Here is a 22,478-nt window from a genome sequence, read left to right as displayed (position 1 = left end):
ATGGACGCGATTCGGGGCGGCTGGCATAAGCCAGCGCAACATGGTGATCCCGCGAAGAGTTGGCGGAACCATCGAGTTGCTAACCAATTATGAACCTGTCGCTGTCTATTTGAACGAACTGGGCAGAGTACAGGGGAACGAGGACCATGGCAGATCGCGGCGCACTCAAGCTGGTCGGATTTATCTTTGCTACCGCCACGCTGGCCGTGATGCTGGTCGCCGGCATGGTGGTGAAGGGCTATGCCGATGGCGGCTACACCCTGGAAGCCTCGAGCGTCGACGCGAGCCGTTAAGGGTTCGTTAACTCCGCGGGGCCGCGAAGCGGCCTCCGCCCTCAGCGGCTATAGACGAACGCCAATATCGCGATCGCAACCGCCAGAAGTCCGACAAAGCGCAGCATGATCGTGCCGAACTGGTTCGGCGTCGGACGCATCGGTATTGGGTCCGTGGTGTCGGGCCGTATGCTTTCCATCTGAAATGTCCCCAGGCCCGGCCGTCGGTGGCGCGGGCGCTTGGCGTTAGTCGGTGCGAGGGCGGGGAAAGTTCAACAGCGAAGCCCTCCGCTGTCATGCCCTGCGCAGGCGGGCATCCAGTACGCCGCGGCGTCTCGGTTCAATCACTGCCGTCTCAAGAATACTGGGTCGTCCGGTCAAGCCGGACGACGACAGCGAGACTATGGCGGCAGAATCAAAGCCGCCGCGCCCCTGTCGGAACGCGGCGGCTGGTGATGCGTGACGCTAAGCGATCAGCTGTTGCGCAGGCCGTCGGCGGCGCGCTTCCACTGCGCGACGTTGTCGGCGATCATGCGGGTCGACTTCATCGCGGCCTGGCTGAGCTGGGCGTAGCCGGAGATCTCGCGCTGGACGCGCTGGCCTTCGGCGTGCAGCAAATCGCGCAGGCTCTCGAGCTCGGAGATCAGGTTCTCGATCTCGGCGAGCGAGGTGCCGGCGACGCGCTGGATCAGCGAGTTGACGTTGGTGACGGTGGCCTCCGCGCTCGAATCGAGCGGCGGCGCGTCGGTGGTGGCGGTCGCCGCCGGCCGGCGCAGATAGGCAATGTCGTTGCGGACGAAGTCGCGGATGCCGGCTTCGACCTCGGTGACGGCGGCGAGGTTGGTGTCGACCGTCTCGGTCTCGGTGGTCTCGGTCTTTTCCGGACGCGTGGCGTTCATCGTTGTTCCCCTGTTCGCGTTGAGCGCAGCGCGAGTGTCCCCCGCACGACGACGTCTGTAAGGCCGTAGCATCAGGGCGCCGGATTTTGGCCGCAACTTGGCCGAGGTGCGGCAAGGGTGGTCCATTCAGGGGCTTTGCCGTGGCGCATGGTTAGCAGAGCGTGAACGCCAAGCGCGTGGCGTTGAGCTACCAGCTCTTCTTGAAGCCTGCCGACAGGCTCTTGTTGATCGCGCCTTGCGAGGTCTCGCCGACGGAGCCGGAGACGGTGACGTTGTCGAACAGCTTCTGCTCGGCGCCGACCTTGCGCAGCCATTTGTCGTCGGTGGTCGACAGCGTCTGGCCGGCGGTGATGCTGGTGCCGGTGTCGGTGATTGTGACCTTGGCGGATTGGTCGGTCCCGTAATTGCGCGTGATGTGGCCGACGCCGGGCAAAGCCGTCGTGCCTTGCTGGTTGACGCTGTAGCCGTTCTGCAGCGTCAGCGACGTGTCGCCCGACAGCGGCACCGATTTGGTCAGCGATGCCCCGATCTTGCTCTGCTCGGCGCCGGGATCGACGCGGGCTTCCACCGCGGTCTTGTCCCAGATCACGCCCGCCCCCGGCGCGGTCGCCGCCGCCCAGGCGCTGCCGGAGGATTGCTGCAGGTTGCCGCCATTGGTGGCCTTCTGCGCCAGCAACTCGGACATCGTTCGCGGCTCGCTCGCCACCGTCATGTCGGCGCCGATACGGGCGTCCCAGAACGAGGAGACCGACTGCTTCACCGTCACCGCCGAGGAGCCGTTGGCATTGGCGTTCGACGACCAGTTCATGCCGTCCTCGGCGGCGGCCTGGGCGCGCTTCTTGGCGGCTGCGATTTCGCTGGCGGTGCCGGCATCGACCGCGAGCTGGCTCCAGTCGAGCTTGTCGACGTCGATGCCTTTCAGCACGTCGGGGTCGTTGACGTCAGGTGTCGCCTCGGCGGTCTCCGCGGCCTCGGCCTCATCGTCGGGCACGGCCGCGGCGGGGGAGAAGGGCGGAATGATCTGCGCAGAGACTGTCAGCACCGAGCCCAAGACGAACACAGCCGCCAGCACCGGCAGCCTGGTCCAGCCAAAACCTGTCGTGAATTCCATCGTCCTGCCCGCGAGCCCGGTCCGCACCCAGGATGCGGAACCATCGTTGCAAAATTGTGGCGTGGTGCTGCTCTGCACAAGTACGGGATGCCGCAGCCTCCCTAAAAAAATGATGAACCAACGGGCCGCGCGAAAGGCGCGCGCCCGGTGACGAGCTTCTCCACGACGGCATCCGGCGGGGCTGGAGGCCAGGACGTCGCGGGCGCATCATGACCGGTCCCGAACTGCGGGGCCCGTTGGTGTCCCTTCAGCCGACGCTGGTCATCCTTGGCAGATGAATGGCGCGGCCGAGCGCCTGCTCGACCAGGTCGAAGCTGTCGACCAGCACGCGCATGCTGATCAGCTTGCCGGCCCTGAACTGGGCGAATTGCGCCACCCGCAAGCTGATCGGCTTGTCCGAATCCAGCGCGGTCAGCGAATAGCGCAGCATCGAGGCGGCGGAATCGATGCCGAGCATGATGCTCTCGCGGTCGAAGCGGCGGACACGGAAATTGTCGGCGAGCTGGTGGATGACGTCGAGCACGGCGTCCTTGCCCTGGCGTGCACCGAGGAACGGAAACATGTCGATCGGGCCGTAGATCGCCCACTCGACGTCCTCGTCGATCAGGGCCTCGATATCCTCGAAATGCCGGTCGTTGATCGCGCGGTGCAACGCGCGCGAGAAACGCCAGAGGCTGTGCTCTGTCATTTTGGGGCGTCCTGAAACTGGCTCGTAAAAACGAAAAACAACCCCATGCACAGTAGGCGCCGCGGGGTTGCTTCAATTCATTCGTGTACAAACAGATAGACTCGATTTGCGGAAATGCAAATCACGATATTGCAATGCACAATTGAGCGCTGTTTGTGAGATTTGCAATAGAACCCCGTATTTTTCCGGGATATCGCGGCACCGCCGCGCGTCCGCCCGGGCCGCCATCGCGTCCTGGCGAAAGCCAGGACGACAGCGGGGCTATCCGCCGTCGATCCGCTGCCCCACGATCAATGGCCCGATCTCGCGCTCCAGCACCTGCTGCACCAGGTCGTAGGAATCGATGATTTCGCGGATCTGCGCCACCAGCCCGCCGCGGAAGCTGTAGAACACGGCCATGTCGAACTGCACGATGCGGTCGTTGCTGCGCTTCCTGAAATAGGTGTGCATGTAGGTCGCGACCTCGTCGCCGTCGGCCAGGATGTGCGGCGCCTTGTAGCGGATGTCCGAATAGCGCGACCAGATCGTCTGCCAGAGCGCACGCAATTCGGCCTTGCCATGGCGCGGCACCATGTGCGGCAACACGTCGATCGGCGCGTGGGTGAGGAAGTCGACGTCGTCGGTGCAGCACGACAGCGCGGCCTCGATATCGCCGCGCGCAAAACTGTCCAGCAGGTGCAGCACGCGTTGCCTGTTCAGCGATTCAACCGTCATGCCGCTCCCGCCCCATTGGCCGTGGAATGCAACGCTATCGTGCAGCTTGCGGGTCCATCAATCCGCAAAAACACAAAGCCCTGCCGCGATTGGTCACGTATCGATGGACCGCGGTTCACATGCTGCAAGGGCGGATTGCGCATGCATCCGCCTGCTGGAATTTGCAGGGACGCTGATGACGCCACGCGCACAGCGTCCGGCGCGATGCGACATGCGGCGAGCGTTGGAACCGGAACCCGCTTGCGCTCGTTGAGATGCTGATAATTCATCCGGAGACACCGATCCATGAAATCCCCGCTTCTCGCCGTCGCCGCCGCGGTTCTCATGCTGGGCGCGACCTCCGCCGCCAATGCCAAGGGCTGCATCAAGGGCGCCATCGTCGGCGGCGTCGCCGGCCACTATGCCGGCCATCATGGCGTCCTCGGCGCCGCCGCCGGCTGCCTCTACGGCCGCCACCACGCCAAGGAACAGCAAGAGCAACAGGAAAAGCAGCAGCAGCAGCAGAGCCAGGTGAACGGCCAGGGCAAGCTGTAGCCCCTGTCATTCCGGGGCGCGCGAAAGCGCGAACCCGGAATCCATTGGGCCGCACCTCCGGCGGCCTTTTGAGGCGCGTGACCCATCTCACATCACGCCCCTCCCGGCGCGGCTAACGTCATCGGCATGTCATCAGGGAGACGTGCCATGGCCGCCATCGCCGCCGCAAGAAAGTCCCGCCTGCCCAACGCGATCGAAGGCCTCGCGCTGACCGCGACGCTGCAGAGCTTCCCAACCATCGCCGCCGCCGCCTTCGCGCTCAAGCTCTGCGGCACCCACGACCTAATCGGCGACCCCGGCGTCGCCATCTTCGTCGCCGTCGCCTCGCTGGCCCATGCGATGCTGGCCGTGACCCTCGGACCGAGCTTCCCCGCCTTCTTCAAGACCGTCTACGAGCCAAAATTCTTCGAGGCCCATCTGTCGCTTGCCGACAAGATCACCGCATGGCGCACCCAGCCTGTCGCATCGCTCCAGCTCGTGACCATCGTGCTGCTGCTGTCGGTGATGGCGGTGGTGACGGCGAGCGTGGGGTGAGCGCGTCATGGCCTCGATCACCGCGCCGAAATTTGGTCCGCTCAACTGGCTCGAAGGCTTCGTGCTGACCACAACGTTACAGGGCTTCCCGATCTTCGCCGCGGCCTCGCTGATGGTGAAGCTGCTTGGCGATGATCGCGGGGGCCATCGCGTGCTCACGGTTGTTATGGCGACGCTGCTCTACAGCGTCCTCGTCATCTGGCTGGGAACAAAATTCCCGAAATTGAAGAACGGCTACGAGGCGAATTTCTTCGATGCGAGCCTGTCCTTCTCCGAAAAGATCGCGCGCTGGCGCGCCAAGCCCGCGACGTCGGTGCAACTCGTGGCCTCGGTGCTGCTGCTGTCGCTGTTTGCGGTGAGTGTGGGGTGAGGGCTGCTTGTCATTCCGGGGCGCCGCAACGCGGCGAGCCCGGAATCCATAGCCACGAATGGCGCGGATGATACCGCGCAACCTACCTCTTCTTCCACCCACCTCGCCGCCCCGGCATCCCACCCGTCGACTTCGGCGCGGGCCCGAACTCCGGCCCCGACTGCCTTGAATCCGTAGGCTGGATGATCCGGCTCTCGCCGCCGAACGGCTTTGACGGCAGTGCGCGGTTTTCGCGGTAGGGCAGCGATTCCGGCCCGTGCATCTCGTCGAGATGCGGCTTGTGCACCTTCGAGCCGCTGCCGCCGCCGCTCGCCTTCAGCGCGGAGCTCACGGTCTTCTTCTTCATGGCGCTGACCGGAAGATTGGCGGCATCGCCGTATTTCTTCGCTCCGGCATAGGCGCCGGCCTTGCCCTGCACGGTGCGCTGCTTGGCGGTGGGATCGTCAACCACTGCAAGTTCGGTGGCGCGCAGGCGTTTGACTTCGTCGCGCAGGCGGGCGGCTTCCTCGAAGTTCAGATCGGCGGCCGCCTCGCGCATGCGGGTTTCGAGATCGGCGAGCACGGCTTCGAAATTGTGGCCGATCGAGATGACGTCGTCGGTCATGTCGTGGCCGCCGATCTCGACCAGCACGTGGTCGCGCTCGTAGACGCTGTTCATGATGTCGCCGATCGACTTCTTGATGCTCTCCGGCGTGATGCCGTGCGCGGTGTTGTACTCGACCTGCTTCTCGCGGCGGCGGTCGGTTTCGGCGATGGCGCGCTCCATCGATCCGGTCATCTGGTCGGCATAGAGGATCACCTTGCCGTCGACGTTGCGCGCGGCGCGGCCGATGGTCTGGATCAGCGAGGTCTCGCTGCGCAGAAAACCTTCCTTGTCGGCATCCAGGATCGCGACCAGCGCGCATTCGGGAATGTCGAGGCCCTCGCGGAGCAGGTTGATGCCGACCAGCGCGTCGAACGCACCGAGGCGCAAATCGCGGATGATCTCGATACGCTCGATGGTGTCGATATCAGAGTGCATGTAGCGGACGCGGATGCCCTGCTCGTGCAGATATTCGGTGAGGTCCTCCGCCATGCGCTTGGTCAGCACCGTAATCAGCGAGCGATAGCCGGCCTGCGCGGTGGCGCGGACCTCGCCGACGAGATCGTCGACCTGGGTGCGGGCGGGGCGAATGTCCACCGGGGGATCAATCAGGCCCGTGGGGCGAATGACCTGCTCGACGAACACGCCGCCGCTCTCGTTCAGCTCCCAGCTGCTCGGCGTCGCCGACACCGCGACCGTTTGCGGTCGCATCATGTCCCACTCCTCGAAGCGCAGCGGGCGGTTGTCCATGCAGGAGGGCAGGCGGAAGCCGTATTCGGCCAGCGTCGCCTTGCGGCGGAAGTCGCCTTTGAACATCGCGCCGATCTGCGGGACGGTGACGTGGCTCTCGTCGGCGAACACCAGCGCGTTGTCGGGCACGTATTCGAACAGCGTCGGCGGCGGTTCGCCGGGCAGGCGTCCGGTGAGATAGCGCGAATAGTTCTCGATGCCGGCGCAGCTCCCCGTCGCCTCCATCATCTCGATGTCGAAGGTGGTGCGCTGCTCCAGCCGCTGCGCTTCCAGCAGGCGGCCCTGGTTGTTGAGCTGGTCGAGCCGCATCTTCAACTCGGATTTGATCGACTTGATCGCCTGCACCAGCGTCGGACGCGGTGTCACATAGTGCGAGTTGGCGTACATCTTGATGAATTCGAGCTCGTCCTGCTTGTGGCCGGTGAGCGGATCGAACTCCTCGATGGTCTCGATGGTGTCGCCGAACAAATTGACGCGCCAGGCCCGGTCCTCATAGTGCGCCGGGAAGATGTCGATGACGTCGCCGCGCACGCGGAACGTGCCGCGGGTGAAATCGGCCTGGGTTCGCTTGTACTGGAGCGCGACGAGGTCGGCGATGAGCTGGCGCTGGTCGATGCGCTCGCCCTTCTTCAGCGCGAACGTCATCGCGGTGTAGGTCTCGACCGAGCCGATACCGTAGATGCAGGACACCGAGGCGACGATGATGACGTCGTCGCGTTCAAGCAGCGCGCGCGTCGCGGAGTGGCGCATGCGGTCGATCTGCTCGTTGATCGAGGAATCCTTCTCGATATAGGTGTCGGTGCGCGGGACGTAGGCTTCCGGCTGGTAATAGTCGTAATACGAGACGAAGTACTCGACCGCGTTGTCCGGGAAGAAGCTCTTGAACTCGCCATAGAGCTGGGCGGCCAGCGTCTTGTTCGGGGCGAGGATGATGGCGGGCCGCTGCGTCGCCTCGATCACCTTGGCCATGGTGTAGGTCTTGCCCGAGCCGGTGACCCCGAGCAGCACCTGCGAGCGGTCGTTGCGCTGGATGCCCTCGACCAGCTCCGCGATCGCGGTCGGCTGGTCGCCGCGCGGCTCGTAGGACGATTTGATCTCGAAGCGCACGCCGCCTTCGGACTTTTCCGGGCGCGGCGGCCGGTGCGGCGTCCACACTTTCAGCGAGCCGTCGTTCTTGCGGAACTCGGGGCGGCCCTCGCGGATCAGCGATTCCAGCGCATCGGCGGTCGCCTTGACGCCGAGCGCCTCCATCTTGTTGCGCGGCGGCCGCGCCAGCGCCTCGGCGTCGTCTTCCTCGGTGGGAAAACCGAGCTGCCGCGCCAGTTCCGGATCGAGCGTCGGGATCGTGGCCGCCGTGCCGTAATTGGCCTGCGGCGCTTCGTCAAAACCGCGGCCCTCGCGGGCGCCCGGCGGCTGCGGATTGGGACGCAGCGGCATCGGCCGCGTCGTATCCTGCGGAAACTCCTTCGGCGTCGAGGCGCGCGCGCGGTGCGCGGCGGCCTCACCCCCGGAGCGGCGATCGCGCGAATTGTCCGGCGGCGGCTGCAGGCCGGTGCCCGAACCAAGCCCGGCATCGCCGCGATTGATCGCGGGATTCAGCAGTTCGGCCAGCGCCGGCCCGATCGGCTGCACGTCGGGCCGATGAGCCTTCGAATTCGGAGCCTTGGATTTAGGGGATTTTGGGGGAGCAGGTTTCTTCGCCATGAGGCGAATATGGGGCGAGTCCGTCCCTCAGAAAAGGGCGAATGCCCATCCGGGTGCAGGCTGCTGACAGCAGGTTGGCAGCAGGCGCCGCCCTCATGCCGCCGGCAGCGGCCCGTTGTCGTCCTCGGCCACCAGGCGCGGCTCGAGGATGTCGAGATGGATCCCGCCGCAATCGGTGCAGCGCATGGTCCAGTACTCGCATCCGGCGCGGCCGCCGATCACGCGGAGCACCGTGAGATCGCCGTCGCATTCGGGACAATTCGACAGCACATTGCGGCTGTAAATCCTCGGCCGCGCTGCGTCTTCGAATTCGATGACTGACATGACCGGTTCCCCCTTTTATACGTTGCGCTGTCGCCGGGTTCGCTTGCCGTCCCGCGTGATTATTCGTCGTCGCTGTCGGCCCGCCGGCGGAAGCGATCGATGTGGTGCTTGGCGTCCGCGATCGCCGCGTCGGGATCGGGCCAGGCGAAGCCGACCTCCATGGCCGGAAACAGCACGCCGTCGATGGCAACCGGGCTGAAATCGGCACGGCGGATGCGGGCGTGCCACAGCCCCTTGCCAGCTTCAAAGGATTCGATGTCAAAGCCGTCGTAGAGGGTCGTCATTTGTAGTCCCCAGAGTGTCACGAAAGTGTCTTGTTGGAGGGTCAGGAGACCACGTTTGCGGATTTCAGGATGTGAAGCCGTTCACAGGTCGCCGGCTTTTTTGCCGAAGGGGCCTGTTGGAGGGGTGTCAGTTCCGCGCTGAGGCACGGCCGATCCGCCTGACAGGGCGGGCCGCGGGCCCGGACGCCGCGCGCATGATCCAGCGGCGGAACGCGGCGAAGTCACGCTGCTCGGTCTGAAAGCTGCGATAGAGCAGGTACCAGCGCATGCCCTTGGGCACCGAGAGGTCGAACGGCGCGACCAGCCGTCCGGCGGCAAGATCATCGTCAATATAGGGCCGGATGCCCATGGCAATGCCGAGCCCGTCGGCGGCGGCCTGCAGCGCCTGGCCGTAGAACTGGAATTCCGGCCCGCGCGGATTGATACGGGGGAGGTTCGCGGCCTTCAGCCAGATTGGCCAGTCCTCGGGCGAATGTTCGACGCGGATCAGGCTTGGGCCCTTCAGGTCGGCCGGACGCTTCAGCGAGGCGGCGAGCCGGGGCACGCAGACCGGTGTGAGATCGCCGGCGAACAGCGGCTCGGCCACCAGCCCCGGCCAGTCGCCGGTGCCGAGCTTGATGCCGCAGCTCCAGTCCTCGCCGAACGGCACCGAGGCGCCGCCGGTGGTGAAGCGCACCTCGATGTCGGGCTCTTCGCTGCGAAATTCCGACAGCCGCGGGATCAGCCAGCGCATCGCGAACGTATGTCCGACGCCGATGGTGAGCACGCGGACGCTGGAGGGCGCCGTCACCTGCGCGGTGAGGCTCGCGAGCGCATCGAAGATCGGCGTCAGCCCGCTCTGATAGGCACGCCCTGCCTGCGTCAGCACCAGCTTGTTGGCCTTGCGCTCGAACAGCGCGACGCCGAGCCGGTCCTCGAGCAGATGCACCATGCGGCTGACGGCGGCTGCCGACACGCTGAGCTCGAGCCCGGCCGCGGCAAAGCTGCCGGTCCGCGCCGCCGCCTCGAATGCCTTGATACCGTTGAGAAACAGCAGCCGCCGCAATTGTCCCACCCTCAGGAAAGCTGATGCCAGGCCAAGATAACTCAGTTTGCGAAGAAGGAGCAAGGGAGGCAGAAATATCGGCGCAATTCATGCTGATTTGCCGAGAGGCGCGGCGGTCCTTCGCCTCTCCCCGCCTGCGGGGAGAGGCCGGAATCCCAGCGCAGCTTGGATTCCGGGTGAGGGGGACTCTCCGCGAGTCCAACTCTCACCTCGCTTGCGGAGACTCCCCCTCACCCCACCCTCCCAGGGCGAGCTTTGCTCGTCCCGGCCCCGCAAGCGGGGCGAGGGAGACGAACAGCCTGCTCCCCTAACCGGAGACCCCTCGTGACGCCCATCATGATCGCTGCCCTCGGATTGCTGATGGTCGGCACCGCGTTCCTGTCCGGGCTGTTCGGCATGGCCGGCGGGCTGATCCTGATCGGCGTGCTGCTGGCCCTGATGCCGCTGCCGACCGCGATGGTGCTGCACGCGATCACGCAGATGGCGTCCAATGGCTGGCGCGCCTTCCTGTGGCGCGCGCATATCCGCTGGCGGCCGGTCGCAAACTATATGGTCGGCTGCGCCGTCGCGCTCGCGGCCTGGTCGATCACCCGTTACGTGCCGGACAAGCCGGTGGCGCTGCTGCTGCTGGGCATCACGCCGTTCATGGCGCGGCTGCTGCCTTCGACCGTCAAGCCGGATCCCGACCGTCTCTGGCAGGGCACGGTCTACGGCGCGATCTGCATGGGCCTGATGCTGATGACCGGCGTGTCGGGGCCGCTGCTCGACACCTTCTTCCTCGGCGGGGATTTCGGCCGGCGCGAGAAGGTGGCGACGAAGGCGATGTGCCAGCTCGTCAGCCACTTCACCAAGCTGATCTATTTCGGCGGCGTGATCGACCAGGCCGCGAGCCTCGATCCCGTGCTGGCCGGCGTCGCCATCGCGGCCTCGATGCTCGGCACCACGCTGGCGCGGCGCATCCTCGAAGCCATGACCGACCAGCAATTCATCGCCTGGTCGAACAAGCTGATCACCACCATCGCCTGCTACTACATCGCCTATGGCGGCTGGCTGCTGCTCCGTACGGACGTCGCGGCCGCCTTCGACAAGGGAGGATTGCCATGAGCAGCAACGCCGATCCGCTGGTGCTGGACTTCGTCGAATGGGTCGCCCGCGAGCCGCGCGCCTATGCCGAGGTGATCGCAACCTGGAAAACCTCGTGCCCGCGTCTCACCATCTGGGAAGACGCCGCCGACCGCGGCTACGTCGCCCGCGAGACCCGGCCCGGCATCGGGCTGATCATCGCGGTGACGGAAGCTGGCGAGAGACTGTTGCGAACGAACGGGCGGTGACGTCTATAGATCGTCATTGCGAGCGTCGGCGAAGCCATCCAGAATGTTTCCGCAGCGGCAGTCTGGATTGCTTCGCTTCGCTCGCAATGACGGAATTCCGGGAGTAGCCTTTCCATGTCCCTCAAACTCTTTGAACTCGTTGGCACCGACGCCTCGCGCCCGTTCAGCCCGTTTTGCTGGCGCACGCGGATGGCGCTCGCGCACAAGGGTCTTTCGGCGGAAACGCTGCCCTGGCGCTTCACCGAGAAGAGTGCGATCGCGCCGCACGGCTCGGAGAAGGTCCCGGTGCTGCTGCACCACGACAAGCCCGTGGTCGATTCCTGGGCGATCGCGAATTATCTCGAAGACAATTTTCCAAACCAGCCGTCGCTGTTCGGCGGCGAGGGCGGCCGCGCCATGGCACGCATGATCAACGCCTGGGGCGACATCGCCATCGTCGGCGGCATCTTTCCGCTGATCATCGCCGACATCCCGAACAACCTCGCTGAAGTCGACGCGGCCTATTTCCGCCAATCGCGCGAGGCGCGTTTCGGCGGCAAGACGCTGGAAGAGGTGATGGCGAGCCGCGATGCGGGCGTGGTCGCGTTCCGCAAGTCGCTCGAGGTGATGCGGCAGACCCTGAAGAAGCAGCCCTTCATCGGCGGCAGCGCGCCGAACTATGCCGACTACATCGTGTTCGGCGGCTTTCAGTGGGCGCGCGTGACCAGCCCCTTCAAGCTGCTGGAAGCGGACGACCCGGTCCATGCGTGGCGCGAGAAACTGCTCGACGCGTTCGACGGCATGGCGCGAAAGTCGCCAGGGCACGCCGTGTGAGCCCGCGAGCGCCTCTTGTCACCCGCAGGCTTTTGCCGTGACGCGCTCGTTTCTGACGACGTTTTCGACCATTTTGCGCGCGACGCTGCTCAAGTCGGAGAGCGTGAAATAGCCTTGCGTATATGCTTCCTGAGTCAGGCGCTCGATGCGCCTGTCCTCGCCCGTCGACCATTGTTTGGCAATGTAGTCGGCACCGGGCTTGCCGAACGTCTCGGGATAGCGCTCCATCTGATTCTGGCGATGATAGTAGTATGAGTCGAGGCCGCCGATGAACTGCTTTCGGCCATCGCCCGCGCAGCGGGCGCCATAAGGCCGTTCCAGCGCGGCAATCACGCTCGCGCGCTTTATCGCTCTGCCGTCTACCGAATATTTCTCGCTGGTGCCATATCCAGGGCCATCGATCGGGGCCACTGGTCGGGCCTTAGGCTCGGGCGCGAACGCCCAGACAGCGATCTGCCAGATGACGATCGCCCAAACGACAATCCAGATGCGGCTCATTTGCGGCTCGCCGTCGCGCGTTGCCGCGGCAGGCAAATCGGTGATGGATCGGACCACAGACCCGGACCCGCGAATTGCTGGACGGTAAGACGGATGTCCTCTGGGAAATCCTCTTTGACCACGCCCTTCTGGTCGAAGGCCTCCGCAAGCGCGGTCCTGACGCGCATGTCGAGGGGCGTCGAATATGCCGCGTTGGCTTGGTCACGCTTCTTCTCGCTGCAGAACATTCCCATGGCCTGGGTCGGGCAGTCGTAGATCTCGGCGTAACCGCGCGCATAGGCCGAGGTGGCCGCGATGAGATTGGCTTTCATCGTGTCATCGCAGGGCGACATGGCGTAGGCAGTGCCGGCCTGCAACGCGTCCATGCGCAGCGCGTCGAGCTTCGGATTCTTGTCGCTCATCGCGGTGTGCTCCGCTTCCCACATCTTGCGGTCCCGGGCCTTGGAGCTTTCGTCGCCGAATGTTGCGGTGAGGGTCGGTCTCAGTTCGCCGATCGGCGAAAAGGAAGAGGTCGGAAATCCGCGCAATGCCCAGGAGATGCCGACGAAGGCGGAGGCGAACGCCATGCAGGTCAAGAGAATGAAGCGGCTCATGCGGCGTACTCGGATTGACGCATCGCAACTTAGCCGTGTCTGGTTAAGAGGTGTGGTATTTTACGGGTCTCGCCGTGCGAAGGTAAATGGAGCTCTAAGAAGCTGGTCTGATTCCGCTCATTAGCGTTTCCTGCACGACCGGTCATGTTGCGTCGGTCTTTGCCAGACGCCAGACACGCAATGGTCGCCGCAGGCTATTTCGCGGACACCGCCGCCGCTGCCTTCCGCAAGCACTCCCGGCACAGGCAGTCCTCGCCCTTGACCGGCATCGGCAATCGCGCCGTTTCCTCCGCGCACCAGCACTTGCCCGAGAGATCGCAGCTGAACTCCGTGCCGCAGCGGGAACAGGTGAGGCGGCGCGGTTCCGGCGTCGCGGATTCTTTTGGATTTGTCATGATTGTCGCGAAAACTTCGGCGTCATTTTCATATCGGGTTCATCTGCCGCTGCGGTATATTATGCGTTGCGCATGGACTCGCAAAGCGGTTGGCAACGCGCGAAGGACAAATCGATGGCCCGCGATTCGCAAGCCGCCCTGGTTGCGCTCAACCGTTTCGGCTTCGGCGCCCGCGGCGGGGCGTCCGGCGATCTCATCAACGCCGCCAGCGACCCGCGCGGATTCGTAAAGGCGGAACTCGCGCGTCCGAACGGCGTGCTGCTGGAGGCGCCCGGCCTGCAATCGACGCCGCAACTCGGCCAGGCCGTGTTTGCCTATCAGGACCAGGTCAAGCAGGCGCGCGAAGCCGCCAAAGAGCCGGCCAAGGAAACGGCCAAGGAAACGACCAAGGCCGCCGCGCCCGCCGAGGCGCCGGCCGATCAGAAGCCGGGCTTGCGCCGCAATCTCTCGCTGAGCACGGTGGCGACCGAGATCGCGGGCCAGATGGCCGAGGCGAAGCCCGCCGACACCACGGCGAAGCCCGAGACCATGCAATCGAATATTGCGGCGCCGCCCGCCGCAAAACCGGCGCCGCAGCCGCTCAACGTGATCCAGAAAACCTTTCGCGCCGAGGCGCTGGCACGGCTGCAGCGCGCGACGCTGGTCGAGTGCGGCTTCACCGAGCGCCTGGTCGTGTTCTGGTCCAACCATTTCTGCATCTCCGCCAGTAAGGGCGAGCTGGCGCGGATGTGGGCCGGCGCGTTCGAGCGCGAGGCGATCAGGCCGCACGTGCTCGGACGTTTCGCCGACATGCTGAAGGCGGTCGAGCAGCATCCGGCGATGCTGTTCTTCCTCGACAACCAGCAATCGCTCGGACCTGACTCGCGTGCAGGGCAGAACCGCAAGCGCGGGCTGAACGAGAATCTCGCGCGCGAGATCATGGAGCTGCATACGCTCGGCGTCGGCGGCGGCTATACACAGGAGGACGTCACCTCGCTCGCGCGCATCATCACGGGCTGGACGTTTGCCGGACGGCAGGGCCAGTTGGGGGCGCCCGGCTCCTTCGTGTTCAACGCCAATGCGCACCAGCCGGGGGCGCAGATGCTGCTCGGCAAGACCTACCAGGCGACGGGGCTGGCGCAGGGCGAGGCCGCGCTCGGCGACATCGCGCGCCATCCATCGACCGCGAATTTCGTCGCCACCAAATTCGTCCGTCACTTCGTCGCCGACGATCCGCCGCCGGCCTTGGTGGAGCACCTGCGCGATGTCTTCGTCAAGACCGACGGTGATCTCAAGGCGCTGGCGACGGCGCTGGTCGATTCCGACGAGGCCTGGAAGGCGCCGCTGACCAAGATGCGATCGCCGTATGACTTCCTGGTCGCAAGCGGCCGGCTGCTCGCGCGCGTGCCGGAGGATCCCGGCGGCTATCTCAACAATCTCAACCTGCTCGGCCAGCCCTTGTGGACACCGGCGGGGCCGAACGGTTTCCCCGACACCAGCGCCGCCTGGGCCGCGCCTGAGGGCATGAAGCTGCGGCTCGACATCGCCGCGCAAATGGGTGCGCGGCTCGGCAACAACATCGATCCGCTCGACCTGCTGGAATTCGCCGCGGCGGACGCGGCGTCGATCGAAACGCGCAAGACCATCGAGCGCGCGGAATCGCGGCAGCAGGCACTGGCCCTGCTGTTGATGTCGCCGGAAATGCAGCGGAGATGAAGATGATCGACTGCGTCGAGAACCGCCTCCTCACCTCGCGCCGCGGCCTGCTGCTCGGCGGCGCCTCCTTCGCGGCCTGGGCTTATTTGCCGAAATTCGCGCGCGCGGCCGATGGGCGCGATCCCAGGTTGGTCGTGGTGATCCTGCGCGGCGCGCTCGACGGGCTCTCGACCGTCGCGCCGGTCGGTGACCCCGACTATGCCGGCCTGCACGGATCGATCGCGCTGACGGCGGAAGGCGCGCATCCCGCGCTCATGCTCGACAGCTTCTTCGCGCTACATCCGTCGATGCCCGAGTTCGCGCGCATGTATCGCGATCAACATGCCGCGGTGATCCATGCAGTCGCGACGCCCTATCGCGACCGTTCGCATTTCGATGGCCAGGACGTGCTCGAAAGCGGCTATGCCGGTCCGGGACGGGTGCAGTCCGGCTGGCTCAACCGCGCGCTGGAAGCGCTGCCGCGCGGCGAGCGTGTATCCAGCGGTCTCGCGGTCGGTCCGACCACGCCGCTGGTGCTGCGCGGCAATGCGCCGACCGTCGGCTGGGCCCCGGTCGCGCTGCCGCAAGCCGATGACGACACCGCGATGCGGCTGGTCGATCTCTACCGTCACCGCGATCCCGCGCTGGCCTCTGCACTGTCTCAAGGCCTCCAGCTCGACAAGGTCGCGAGCCGCGACGACATGAAGCCGAAGCCCGGCAACCAGGTCGCGCAGATGCGGCAGGTGGCGCGCGGCGCGGCGAAATTGATGGCTGCCGATGACGGCCCGCGCATTGCCGCGCTCGCATTCGACGGCTGGGACACGCATGCCAATGAAGGCGGCCCGGTCGGGCGTCTCGCCTTCCTGCTCGGCGGGCTCGACGGTGCGCTCGCCGAATTCGAAGGCGGTTTGGGCGATCGCTGGCGCGACACCGCCGTCGTGGTCGCCACCGAGTTCGGCCGCACCGCGCGCATCAACGGCACCGACGGCACCGACCACGGCACCGGCACCATCGCGCTGCTCGCCGGCGGCGCCGTGAAAGGCGGCCGCGTCATCTCCGACTGGCCCGGCCTCAAGCTCGCGAACCTCTATGAAGGCCGCGACCTCAAGCCGACGACCGATTTGCGTTCCGTGATCAAGGGCGTGCTGCAGGGGCAATTCGGCCTGTCTGATCGCGTGCTGGCGGAGACGGTGTTTCCGGACAGCGCAGCAGCGCGGCCCATGAAGGGGCTCGTAGTTTAGCCGTCATTCCGGGGCGCGCGCAGCGCGAGCCCGGAATCCATACTCCCGATCGCGGTTATGGATTCCGGGCCTGCGCCTTGCGGCGCATCCCGGAATGACGACATGATTGGCGAAACATCAGGAGAGACCACCCATGTACATCGCCATGAACCGCTTCCGCGTCGCCAAGGGCTCCGAGTCCGCTTTCGAGCAGGTCTGGCTCACGCGCGACACGCACCTGGACAAGGTGCCGGGCTTCGTTGAATTCCACTTGCTGAAGGGGCCGGAGCTCGAGGACCATACGCTCTATGCCTCGCACACGATCTGGGCGAACCATGCCGCGTTCGAGGCGTGGACCAAATCCGATGCATTCCGCGCGGCGCATGCGCGGGCCGGGGATCACAAGCCGTCCTATCTCGGCCATCCGCAATTCGAAGGCTTCGAGGTGATCCAGACGGTCGGACGCGGCGCGAAATAACGCGCCGCGCCTCAAGCGTCAGCCCTGCGTGATCTTGTCGATCTCCGCCATCTCTTCCGCGCTCAGCTTCCACGCGATCGCCTTGACGTTCTGCTCGATCTGCTCGGCGCGGGTCGCGCCGGCGATGACGCTTGAGACCTGCGGGCGGCCGGCGAGCCAGGAGAAAGCGAGCTCGAGCATCGAGTGGCCGCGCGCCTGCGCGAAGGCCTGCAGCTTCTCGACCATGGCCTCGTTGCGCGGCGTGACGTAACGGTCGCGGAGCCGCGGCGTCTGGCCGAAGCGGGTGTCGCCGGGTGCGGCTTCGCCCTTCTTGTACTTGCCGGTCAGGAGTCCGCTGGCGAGCGGGAAGAACGGCAACAGGCCGAGCTTGTATTCTTGCGCAGCAGGCAACAGGTCCTTCTCGATGTCGCGCACGACCAGCGAATATTCGTCCTGGCACGAAACGAAGCGGCTGACATTCATCGCGCGAGCGATGTACTCCGCCTCCGCGATGCGCCACGCCGGAAAGTTCGAATTGCCGATATAGCGGACCTTGCCCTGACGGACGAGATCGTCGAGCGCGCGCAGGCTCTCCTCGATCGGCGTCAGCGGATCGTAATCGTGCTGCTGGTAGAGATCGATGTAATCGGTCTTCAGCCGCCTCAGGCTCGCTTCCACGGCCGCCATGATATAGCGGCGCGAGGCGCCCTGCTTGGTGCCGTCCTCGGCCATCGGCTTGGAATATTTCGTCGCCAGCACGATGTCCTTGCGGCGATCGCCGAGCACTGCGCCTAGCACGTTTTCCGAGCCGCCCATGTTCGAATAGATGTCGGCGGTGTCGAACAGCGTGATGCCGCTGTCGAGCGCGCGATGGATCACCTTGCGCGAGGCTTCGAGGTCGATGCGCTGGCCGAAATTGTTGCAGCCGAGCCCGACCGCGGACACGCGCAGGCCGGAGGCGCCGAGATTACGAATTTCCATGGGAGGTCCTGTCAGGGGAAAGCAGCGCCCATTGTGACCGCGGTGCGCCGCAGCAGCAAGGCGCCGGCCGCGCTGCTGCCATGCTTGGCAATCGCGGGCAAAAAAATGCGGCCCCTGTCAGACGCGGCGACTGACGGGGACCGCTTTGGGGCGCTTGATCGGTGACGGGGGGCCTGATCAGACGCAGCTGCAACCTAGTCCCGGAGTGTTACGCGCCGGTGACAGGCAAGGTTATCCACAGGGCATCTGGCTGGCGAAGATCAGAAGACCTTGCGATAGACGATGAAGCCCGAGCGCTCGGCAACCTGGTCGTACAGGCGCTGCGCCGTGACGTTGGTCTCGTGCGTCTGCCAGTAGACCCGCGGCGATCCCGCGAGCCTGGCGCGCTCGTAGACGCCATGGATCAACGCCGAGCCGACGCCCTTGCCGCGCGCGGCCTCAGTCGTGAACAGGTCCTGCAAATAGCACGACGGCTCGATCGCGGTGGTGCTGCGATGAAACAGATAGTGCGTCAGCCCGAGCAGCTTGCCGTCGCTCTCGGCGACCAGCGCATGCACCGGCTCATAGGCATCGAAGAAGCGCTGCCACGTCATCCTCGTGATCTCGGGCGCGAGCGCGGTCGGGCCCGAGCGGCCGTAGAAGGCATTGTAGCCGTCCCACAGCGGCAGCCACTGATCGTAGTCCTGCTTCGTGACGGAGCGAATGCTGAGCGACATTTGAAATTCCCGCGGCCGATGGAGGCCCTTCATACGTGATGATGGGCGCGCCAATCAATCGTGCTCTCGCGTCACTCCGCGACGCGCAGATACCGGATCAGCCTGCGGCCGGTGGGATCGCGCAGCGAGCGGTAATAGTCGGCGCGCGAGGGCGCGTCGGTGTGGCGCACGAGGTCGGTCACCGGCGTGTAGCTCAGCATGCGGCCGCCGTCGGGCAGCACGGCGCAGACGAAGCGCAGCACCTCGCCACTGCGCAGATTGATGTTGATCGGCGTGGCATCGCCGATCCGCACCGTCTCCATGCGCTGCGCGATGAAGGTGCCGAGCTCGTCTTCCGGCAGCTCGAACGCGCCGGTGTCGCGGCCATGATACATCAGCGCGACGAACGGCGGCTTGCCGTCGGCGATTTCGTCCGGCAGCGCGAAATAGTCGCGAAAGGCGCGGTTGATGAATTCGGCTCGCGTCTCCGCATTGAGCAGCACGATGCCGATGTCGACCTCGTCGAGCGCGGCCGACAGCCGCGCGGCGGTGGCGTGGCTCTTTCGCTCGGCGGCGAAGGTGCCGAGCAGCCGCTCACGCATCAGGCCGATGATGCCTGCGGTGCCGAAGGCTGTCATGGCCAGCAGGCCAAGCCGGACCAGATCCGCCGCTGCGCCGAAGGATACGCCGTGATGGCTGAGGAAGAACAGCGCAGCGCCGATCACGGCGAGCGCCGCGCTGGTCATGGCCGAGGCGAAACCCGACAGCGCTCCCGCCAGCGCGACGATGCCGACGAACAGCGGCGCGGGCGAGGGGACGGGGACACGACGATCGAGCAGGATCGCCAGCAGCGCGACCGCTGCCGTCAGCACAGGACCGGAGATTGCACGCCATCCGAATCGCATGGGCCTGACTCGTTCCTTCCTGAACGAGATAAGGCCGCGACACTGACTGATCGTTGCGCGGGTGCAGTGCGAAATCGCGCGGAACACTTAAGAAGCGGCTGTGATGGCGCGCAAAGCTTTCGGAAGATTTTAGACCAAATGCGCGTTTCTGAGGCGCTGCTGCTGCGCAGGCGCATTCAGCGTCGAGGTCCCCGAGCTCTTGCGCATGCCGGTGAAAATCAGCAGCGATGCTGCGACCAGGATGGCCGCCGTCAGGGTGATTGCAACGACGACCACAGGTGATTTCATCGAAATCCTGTCGCGATACCGGTCGGCGCGGGCCAGATCGAAGGTTTCTTGGCGCCGGGAAGCATGGTCCAGGATGAAACGGGGATCAGACCGGCAGACCCATCGCCATGGTGGCCTTGGTCGACAGCACCGTCAGGGTGACGATCAGACACAGCGACAGCGCGGCGACGGCGAGCGAGGCCGCGACCGCGTTGGTTAACCGGGAAGATGCGACGGTATCGGGACGGCCTTGAAAGCCTGCCGTGCCGGACGCCCGAATCATAGTCTAAATCCTTCAACGTGCGGGCGAATCACCCGCGACGTCGAACAACTTCACAATTTCAACCGGCAATATTGCGGCGGCTCCTGCGATGAAAATGGCGGGATTGCGGCAAAGGTTAACGATATGCCCGCTATTCCTTAACAACGGAGCCTTTCAGGCCCCCGCCGCCATGCTGGCGGGGTTGTCGATGTCGGCCGGCCGCCAGTCCATCGCCACGAAGCCGGGAGCGGCTTCGACGCGCTTCAGCCAGTCCCGGATCGCCGGGAAGGTCGAAAGGTCGAAGTCGCAGCGGTCGGCGAGGTGGGTGTAGCCGTAAAGCGCGATGTCGGCGACCGTGAGCTGGCGGGCTGCGAAATAGGCGTTGGTCTTGAGATGGTTCTCCATCACCTGAAGCGCGCCATAGCCACGCTCCATCCAGTCCTCCAGCGCGTGGGTTTGCAGGTCGCGGCCGCCCTTGACCAGCGACAGCCAGAAATAGGCCGCGCCGATGTTCGGCTCGAGCGCGTGCTGCTCGAAGAACATCCACTGCAGCGCCTCGGCGCGGTCGATGCGGTTCTCCGGCGCGAGCGGCGTGCCGACGGCGACGTACCAGAGGATGGCGTTGGACTCGGCGAGATAGCGGTCGCCGCCGACCTCGAGCAGCGGCACCTGGCCCGACGGGTTCTTGGTCAGAAAGTCCGGCGTGCGGCTCTCGCCGCGCAGAATGTCCACCTCGACGGCTTCGTAAGGCAAGTTCAACAGCGCCAGCGCAAGGCGGACCTTGTAGCTGTTGCCGGAGCGCTGCATCGAATAGAGCTTGTACATTCTGAAGATGATTCCGGACACGGGAAGACGCGGCGCTTGTTGCCCCGCAACGCGGCTAAACAATGATGCCGATGCGAATCCGCTGCAAGGGCCAGCCCATAGAAAAACTCGAAAACCCTACCGCATTGCAATGCGGCGGAAGATCATTTCCGTGCGGCCATGCAACTCAGTTCACGCTTGCGTCAACGCGCGGACGCATCGTGCCGTGCATTGCTGTGAGCGAGCGGATCTGTTGGCCTTGAAGCGTTAATGCTTCCACATCGTCATGGCCGTGCTTGACGGCGAGCGGGGCGACACACGACGCTCAGAATTGCTCCGAGGACAGGCCTTGCGGGATATGAGCGATTCCGGCGGCAAAGTTTCGGAAAATTGCGGCAAATCGCACCTTGAAACGCTCCAGATACGCAAACTTTTGCGAGATTGGGCCGAAGTTTCTTGCGGTGCAGCGGCACACGTTTTAGGGTGTCTGCATTCCCACAATCGGAGTCGTGAGGCCAAAGGGTTCACGACGCTTGTCAGGAGATGACGATGTCCTTCCTTGCCGCTGCGCTCGACCGTGTGAAGCCGTCCGCGACCATCGCGGTCACGGATAAAGCACGCGCGCTGAAAGCGGCGGGCCGCAACGTCATCGGCCTCGGTGCCGGCGAGCCCGATTTCGACACGCCGGCCAACATCAAGCTGGCGGCGATCCACGCCATCGAAGCCGGCAAGACCAAGTACACCGCGGTGGACGGCATTCCCGAGTTGAAGGAAGCCATCATCGGCAAGTTTCAGCGCGAGAACGGTCTCACCTACAAGCCGAACCAGATCATCGTCGGCACCGGCGGCAAGCAGGTGCTCTACAACGCGCTGATGGCGACGATGAATCCCGGCGACGAGGTCATCATTCCCGCGCCCTACTGGGTCAGCTATCCCGAGATGGTGGCACTCGCCGGCGGCGAGCCGGTGCCGGTGGTCTGCACCGCCGCGACCGGGTTCAAGCTGCAGGCCGATGCGCTCGAGAAGGCGATCACGCCGAAGACGAAATGGGTGATCCTGTGCTCGCCGTCGAACCCGACGGGAGCTGCCTACACCAGAGCCGAGCTGAAGGCGCTCACCGACGTGCTGGTCAAGCATCCGCATGTGTGGGTGATGACCGACGACATGTACGAGCATCTCGTCTACGACGACTTCCAGTTCACCACCGTCGCGCAGGTCGAGCCGAAACTCTACGACCGTACGCTCACCGTGAACGGCGTGTCGAAGGCCTATTGCATGACCGGCTGGCGCATCGGCTATGCCGGTGGTCCGGCGCAACTCATCAAGGCCATGGCGACGATCCAGTCGCAGTCGACTTCGAACCCGTCGTCGATTGCCCAGTGGGCGGCGGTCGAAGCGCTGAACGGCCCGCAGGATTTCATCCCTGCCAACAACAAGGTGTTCAAGGAGCGGCGCGACCTCGTCGTCTCCATGCTCAACCAGGCCAAGGGCATCGAGTGCCCGCGTCCCGAAGGCGCCTTCTACGTCTATCCGTCCTGCGCCGGCACCATCGGCAAGACCGCGCCGTCGGGCAAGGTGATCAGCAATGACGAGGACTTCGTGACCGAGCTGCTCGAGACCGAGGGCGTTGCGGTCGTGCAGGGGTCGGCCTTCGGCCTTGGACCTGCATTCCGCATCTCCTACGCGACCAAGACCTCGGACCTCGAAGACGCCTGCAAGCGCATCCAGCGCTTCTGCGGTAATCTGCGCTGAGCTTCTCGCGACAGGATTG

29 protein-coding genes are annotated in these 22,478 nt (G+C 65.1%); 11 read left to right on the top strand and 18 right to left on the bottom strand.

Features of this window, described 5'->3' with window-relative positions:
* Positions 1-146 precede the first annotated feature (146 nt).
* On the top strand, positions 147-293 hold the full coding sequence (locus WHZ77_RS28555; protein WP_015688514.1) for a hypothetical protein: 147 nt from the start codon (positions 147-149) through the stop codon (positions 291-293).
* Positions 294-334: 41 nt separating this feature from the next.
* Here the strand turns inward: WHZ77_RS28555 and WHZ77_RS28550 are convergent, their stop codons facing one another.
* The 5 genes from WHZ77_RS28550 to WHZ77_RS28530 all read right to left on the bottom strand — a co-directional run bounded on the left by WHZ77_RS28550 (position 335) and on the right by WHZ77_RS28530 (position 3,684).
* Positions 335-472: a hypothetical protein gene (locus tag WHZ77_RS28550; RefSeq protein ID WP_375311005.1), complete on the bottom strand. Its 138-nt coding sequence runs from the start codon at positions 470-472 to the stop codon at positions 335-337.
* A gap of 273 nt (positions 473-745) precedes the next feature.
* Complete coding sequence (locus tag WHZ77_RS28545; protein WP_375311004.1) at positions 746-1,171, bottom strand: hypothetical protein; 426 nt, start codon at positions 1,169-1,171, stop codon at positions 746-748.
* Positions 1,172-1,358: 187 nt separating this feature from the next.
* Positions 1,359-2,282, bottom strand: a complete 924-nt coding sequence (locus WHZ77_RS28540; protein WP_375311003.1) for a hypothetical protein — start codon at positions 2,280-2,282, stop codon at positions 1,359-1,361.
* A 247-nt stretch (positions 2,283-2,529) separates the two neighbouring features.
* Positions 2,530-2,970, bottom strand: a complete 441-nt coding sequence (locus WHZ77_RS28535; protein ID WP_375311002.1) for a nuclear transport factor 2 family protein — start codon at positions 2,968-2,970, stop codon at positions 2,530-2,532.
* A gap of 261 nt (positions 2,971-3,231) precedes the next feature.
* Positions 3,232-3,684, bottom strand: a complete 453-nt coding sequence (locus WHZ77_RS28530) for a nuclear transport factor 2 family protein (protein WP_375311001.1) — start codon at positions 3,682-3,684, stop codon at positions 3,232-3,234.
* A gap of 285 nt (positions 3,685-3,969) precedes the next feature.
* Here WHZ77_RS28530 and WHZ77_RS28525 point away from each other — a divergent pair, with 285 nt between their 5' ends.
* From WHZ77_RS28525 to WHZ77_RS28515, 3 genes are all read left to right on the top strand, one after another.
* Positions 3,970-4,218, top strand: a complete 249-nt coding sequence (locus WHZ77_RS28525; protein WP_143843371.1) for a hypothetical protein — start codon at positions 3,970-3,972, stop codon at positions 4,216-4,218.
* A gap of 147 nt (positions 4,219-4,365) precedes the next feature.
* Positions 4,366-4,752: a hypothetical protein gene (locus WHZ77_RS28520; RefSeq protein ID WP_375311000.1), complete on the top strand. Its 387-nt coding sequence runs from the start codon at positions 4,366-4,368 to the stop codon at positions 4,750-4,752.
* Positions 4,753-4,759: 7 nt separating this feature from the next.
* Positions 4,760-5,122, top strand: a complete 363-nt coding sequence (locus WHZ77_RS28515; RefSeq protein ID WP_375310999.1) for a hypothetical protein — start codon at positions 4,760-4,762, stop codon at positions 5,120-5,122.
* A gap of 82 nt (positions 5,123-5,204) precedes the next feature.
* Here WHZ77_RS28515 and uvrB read toward each other — a convergent pair whose 3' ends face one another.
* The 4 genes from uvrB to WHZ77_RS28495 form a co-directional block, all read right to left on the bottom strand.
* Positions 5,205-8,159: an excinuclease ABC subunit UvrB gene (gene uvrB / locus WHZ77_RS28510; RefSeq protein WP_375310998.1), complete on the bottom strand. Its 2,955-nt coding sequence runs from the start codon at positions 8,157-8,159 to the stop codon at positions 5,205-5,207.
* A 93-nt stretch (positions 8,160-8,252) separates the two neighbouring features.
* Positions 8,253-8,483, bottom strand: coding sequence for a hypothetical protein (locus WHZ77_RS28505; RefSeq protein WP_375310997.1), 231 nt, complete (start codon positions 8,481-8,483; stop codon positions 8,253-8,255).
* A 59-nt stretch (positions 8,484-8,542) separates the two neighbouring features.
* Positions 8,543-8,767, bottom strand: a complete 225-nt coding sequence (locus WHZ77_RS28500) for a hypothetical protein (RefSeq protein ID WP_018648321.1) — start codon at positions 8,765-8,767, stop codon at positions 8,543-8,545.
* Between the two features lie 127 nt (positions 8,768-8,894).
* Complete coding sequence (locus tag WHZ77_RS28495; protein ID WP_375310996.1) at positions 8,895-9,812, bottom strand: LysR substrate-binding domain-containing protein; 918 nt, start codon at positions 9,810-9,812, stop codon at positions 8,895-8,897.
* Positions 9,813-10,136: 324 nt separating this feature from the next.
* Here WHZ77_RS28495 and WHZ77_RS28490 point away from each other — a divergent pair, with 324 nt between their 5' ends.
* The 3 genes from WHZ77_RS28490 (at position 10,137) to WHZ77_RS28480 (ending at position 11,956) form a co-directional block, all read left to right on the top strand.
* Positions 10,137-10,916, top strand: coding sequence for a TSUP family transporter (locus WHZ77_RS28490; protein WP_375310995.1), 780 nt, complete (start codon positions 10,137-10,139; stop codon positions 10,914-10,916).
* The gene (locus WHZ77_RS28485; RefSeq protein WP_375310994.1) at positions 10,913-11,143 is read left to right on the top strand and encodes a hypothetical protein; all 231 of its coding nucleotides are present in this window, start codon (positions 10,913-10,915) and stop codon (positions 11,141-11,143) included. The genes WHZ77_RS28490 and WHZ77_RS28485 overlap by 4 nt, the downstream gene beginning before the upstream one ends.
* Positions 11,144-11,257: 114 nt before the next feature.
* A complete protein-coding gene (locus WHZ77_RS28480) occupies positions 11,258-11,956 on the top strand; it encodes a glutathione S-transferase family protein (protein WP_375310993.1) in 699 nt (232 codons plus the stop codon).
* An 18-nt stretch (positions 11,957-11,974) separates the two neighbouring features.
* Here WHZ77_RS28480 and WHZ77_RS28475 read toward each other — a convergent pair whose 3' ends face one another.
* The 3 genes from WHZ77_RS28475 to WHZ77_RS28465 form a co-directional block, all read right to left on the bottom strand.
* Positions 11,975-12,454 (bottom strand): hypothetical protein, encoded by a 480-nt coding sequence (locus WHZ77_RS28475; protein WP_375310992.1) that lies wholly within the window; start codon positions 12,452-12,454, stop codon positions 11,975-11,977.
* Positions 12,451-13,047 (bottom strand): hypothetical protein, encoded by a 597-nt coding sequence (locus tag WHZ77_RS28470; protein WP_375310991.1) that lies wholly within the window; start codon positions 13,045-13,047, stop codon positions 12,451-12,453. Before WHZ77_RS28470 ends, WHZ77_RS28475 begins: the two co-directional genes overlap by 4 nt.
* Positions 13,048-13,241: 194 nt before the next feature.
* Positions 13,242-13,442 (bottom strand): hypothetical protein, encoded by a 201-nt coding sequence (locus tag WHZ77_RS28465; protein ID WP_375310990.1) that lies wholly within the window; start codon positions 13,440-13,442, stop codon positions 13,242-13,244.
* Positions 13,443-13,556: 114 nt separating this feature from the next.
* Here WHZ77_RS28465 and WHZ77_RS28460 point away from each other — a divergent pair, with 114 nt between their 5' ends.
* The 3 genes from WHZ77_RS28460 (at position 13,557) to WHZ77_RS28450 (ending at position 16,814) form a co-directional block, all read left to right on the top strand.
* Positions 13,557-15,137: a DUF1800 domain-containing protein gene (locus tag WHZ77_RS28460; protein WP_375310989.1), complete on the top strand. Its 1,581-nt coding sequence runs from the start codon at positions 13,557-13,559 to the stop codon at positions 15,135-15,137.
* Positions 15,138-15,139: 2 nt separating this feature from the next.
* Positions 15,140-16,357, top strand: coding sequence for a DUF1501 domain-containing protein (locus tag WHZ77_RS28455; RefSeq protein ID WP_375314832.1), 1,218 nt, complete (start codon positions 15,140-15,142; stop codon positions 16,355-16,357).
* Between the two features lie 133 nt (positions 16,358-16,490).
* Positions 16,491-16,814 carry an antibiotic biosynthesis monooxygenase family protein gene (locus tag WHZ77_RS28450; RefSeq protein WP_375310988.1) on the top strand — a complete coding sequence of 108 codons (324 nt, stop codon included), beginning with the start codon at positions 16,491-16,493 and terminating at the stop codon, positions 16,812-16,814.
* An 18-nt stretch (positions 16,815-16,832) separates the two neighbouring features.
* On the opposite strand, the gene WHZ77_RS28445 is transcribed toward WHZ77_RS28450, so the two are convergent.
* The 6 genes from WHZ77_RS28445 to WHZ77_RS28420 form a co-directional block, all read right to left on the bottom strand.
* A complete protein-coding gene (locus WHZ77_RS28445; RefSeq protein WP_375310987.1) occupies positions 16,833-17,774 on the bottom strand; it encodes an aldo/keto reductase in 942 nt (313 codons plus the stop codon).
* Positions 17,775-18,034: 260 nt separating this feature from the next.
* Positions 18,035-18,490 carry a GNAT family N-acetyltransferase gene (locus tag WHZ77_RS28440; RefSeq protein ID WP_375310986.1) on the bottom strand — a complete coding sequence of 152 codons (456 nt, stop codon included), beginning with the start codon at positions 18,488-18,490 and terminating at the stop codon, positions 18,035-18,037.
* Positions 18,491-18,561: 71 nt separating this feature from the next.
* Entirely contained in the window at positions 18,562-19,374 is an 813-nt protein-coding gene (locus tag WHZ77_RS28435; RefSeq protein WP_375310985.1) for a PAS-domain containing protein, read from the bottom strand.
* 129 nt (positions 19,375-19,503) lie between these two features.
* Entirely contained in the window at positions 19,504-19,662 is a 159-nt protein-coding gene (locus WHZ77_RS28430; protein WP_375310984.1) for a hypothetical protein, read from the bottom strand.
* Between the two features lie 85 nt (positions 19,663-19,747).
* Positions 19,748-19,924, bottom strand: a complete 177-nt coding sequence (locus WHZ77_RS28425; protein ID WP_375310983.1) for a hypothetical protein — start codon at positions 19,922-19,924, stop codon at positions 19,748-19,750.
* A gap of 153 nt (positions 19,925-20,077) precedes the next feature.
* Positions 20,078-20,728 (bottom strand): glutathione S-transferase family protein, encoded by a 651-nt coding sequence (locus WHZ77_RS28420; RefSeq protein ID WP_375310982.1) that lies wholly within the window; start codon positions 20,726-20,728, stop codon positions 20,078-20,080.
* Between the two features lie 528 nt (positions 20,729-21,256).
* Between WHZ77_RS28420 and WHZ77_RS28415 the strand changes: the two genes are divergently transcribed.
* Positions 21,257-22,459 carry a pyridoxal phosphate-dependent aminotransferase gene (locus tag WHZ77_RS28415; protein ID WP_375310981.1) on the top strand — a complete coding sequence of 401 codons (1,203 nt, stop codon included), beginning with the start codon at positions 21,257-21,259 and terminating at the stop codon, positions 22,457-22,459.
* The last annotated feature ends 19 nt before the right edge of the window (positions 22,460-22,478 follow it).

This window comes from Bradyrhizobium sp. A5 (assembly GCF_042076515.1).
Lineage (GTDB): Bacteria > Pseudomonadota > Alphaproteobacteria > Rhizobiales > Xanthobacteraceae > Bradyrhizobium > Bradyrhizobium cosmicum.
This window is presented reverse-complemented; position numbering and strand designations above follow the sequence as displayed.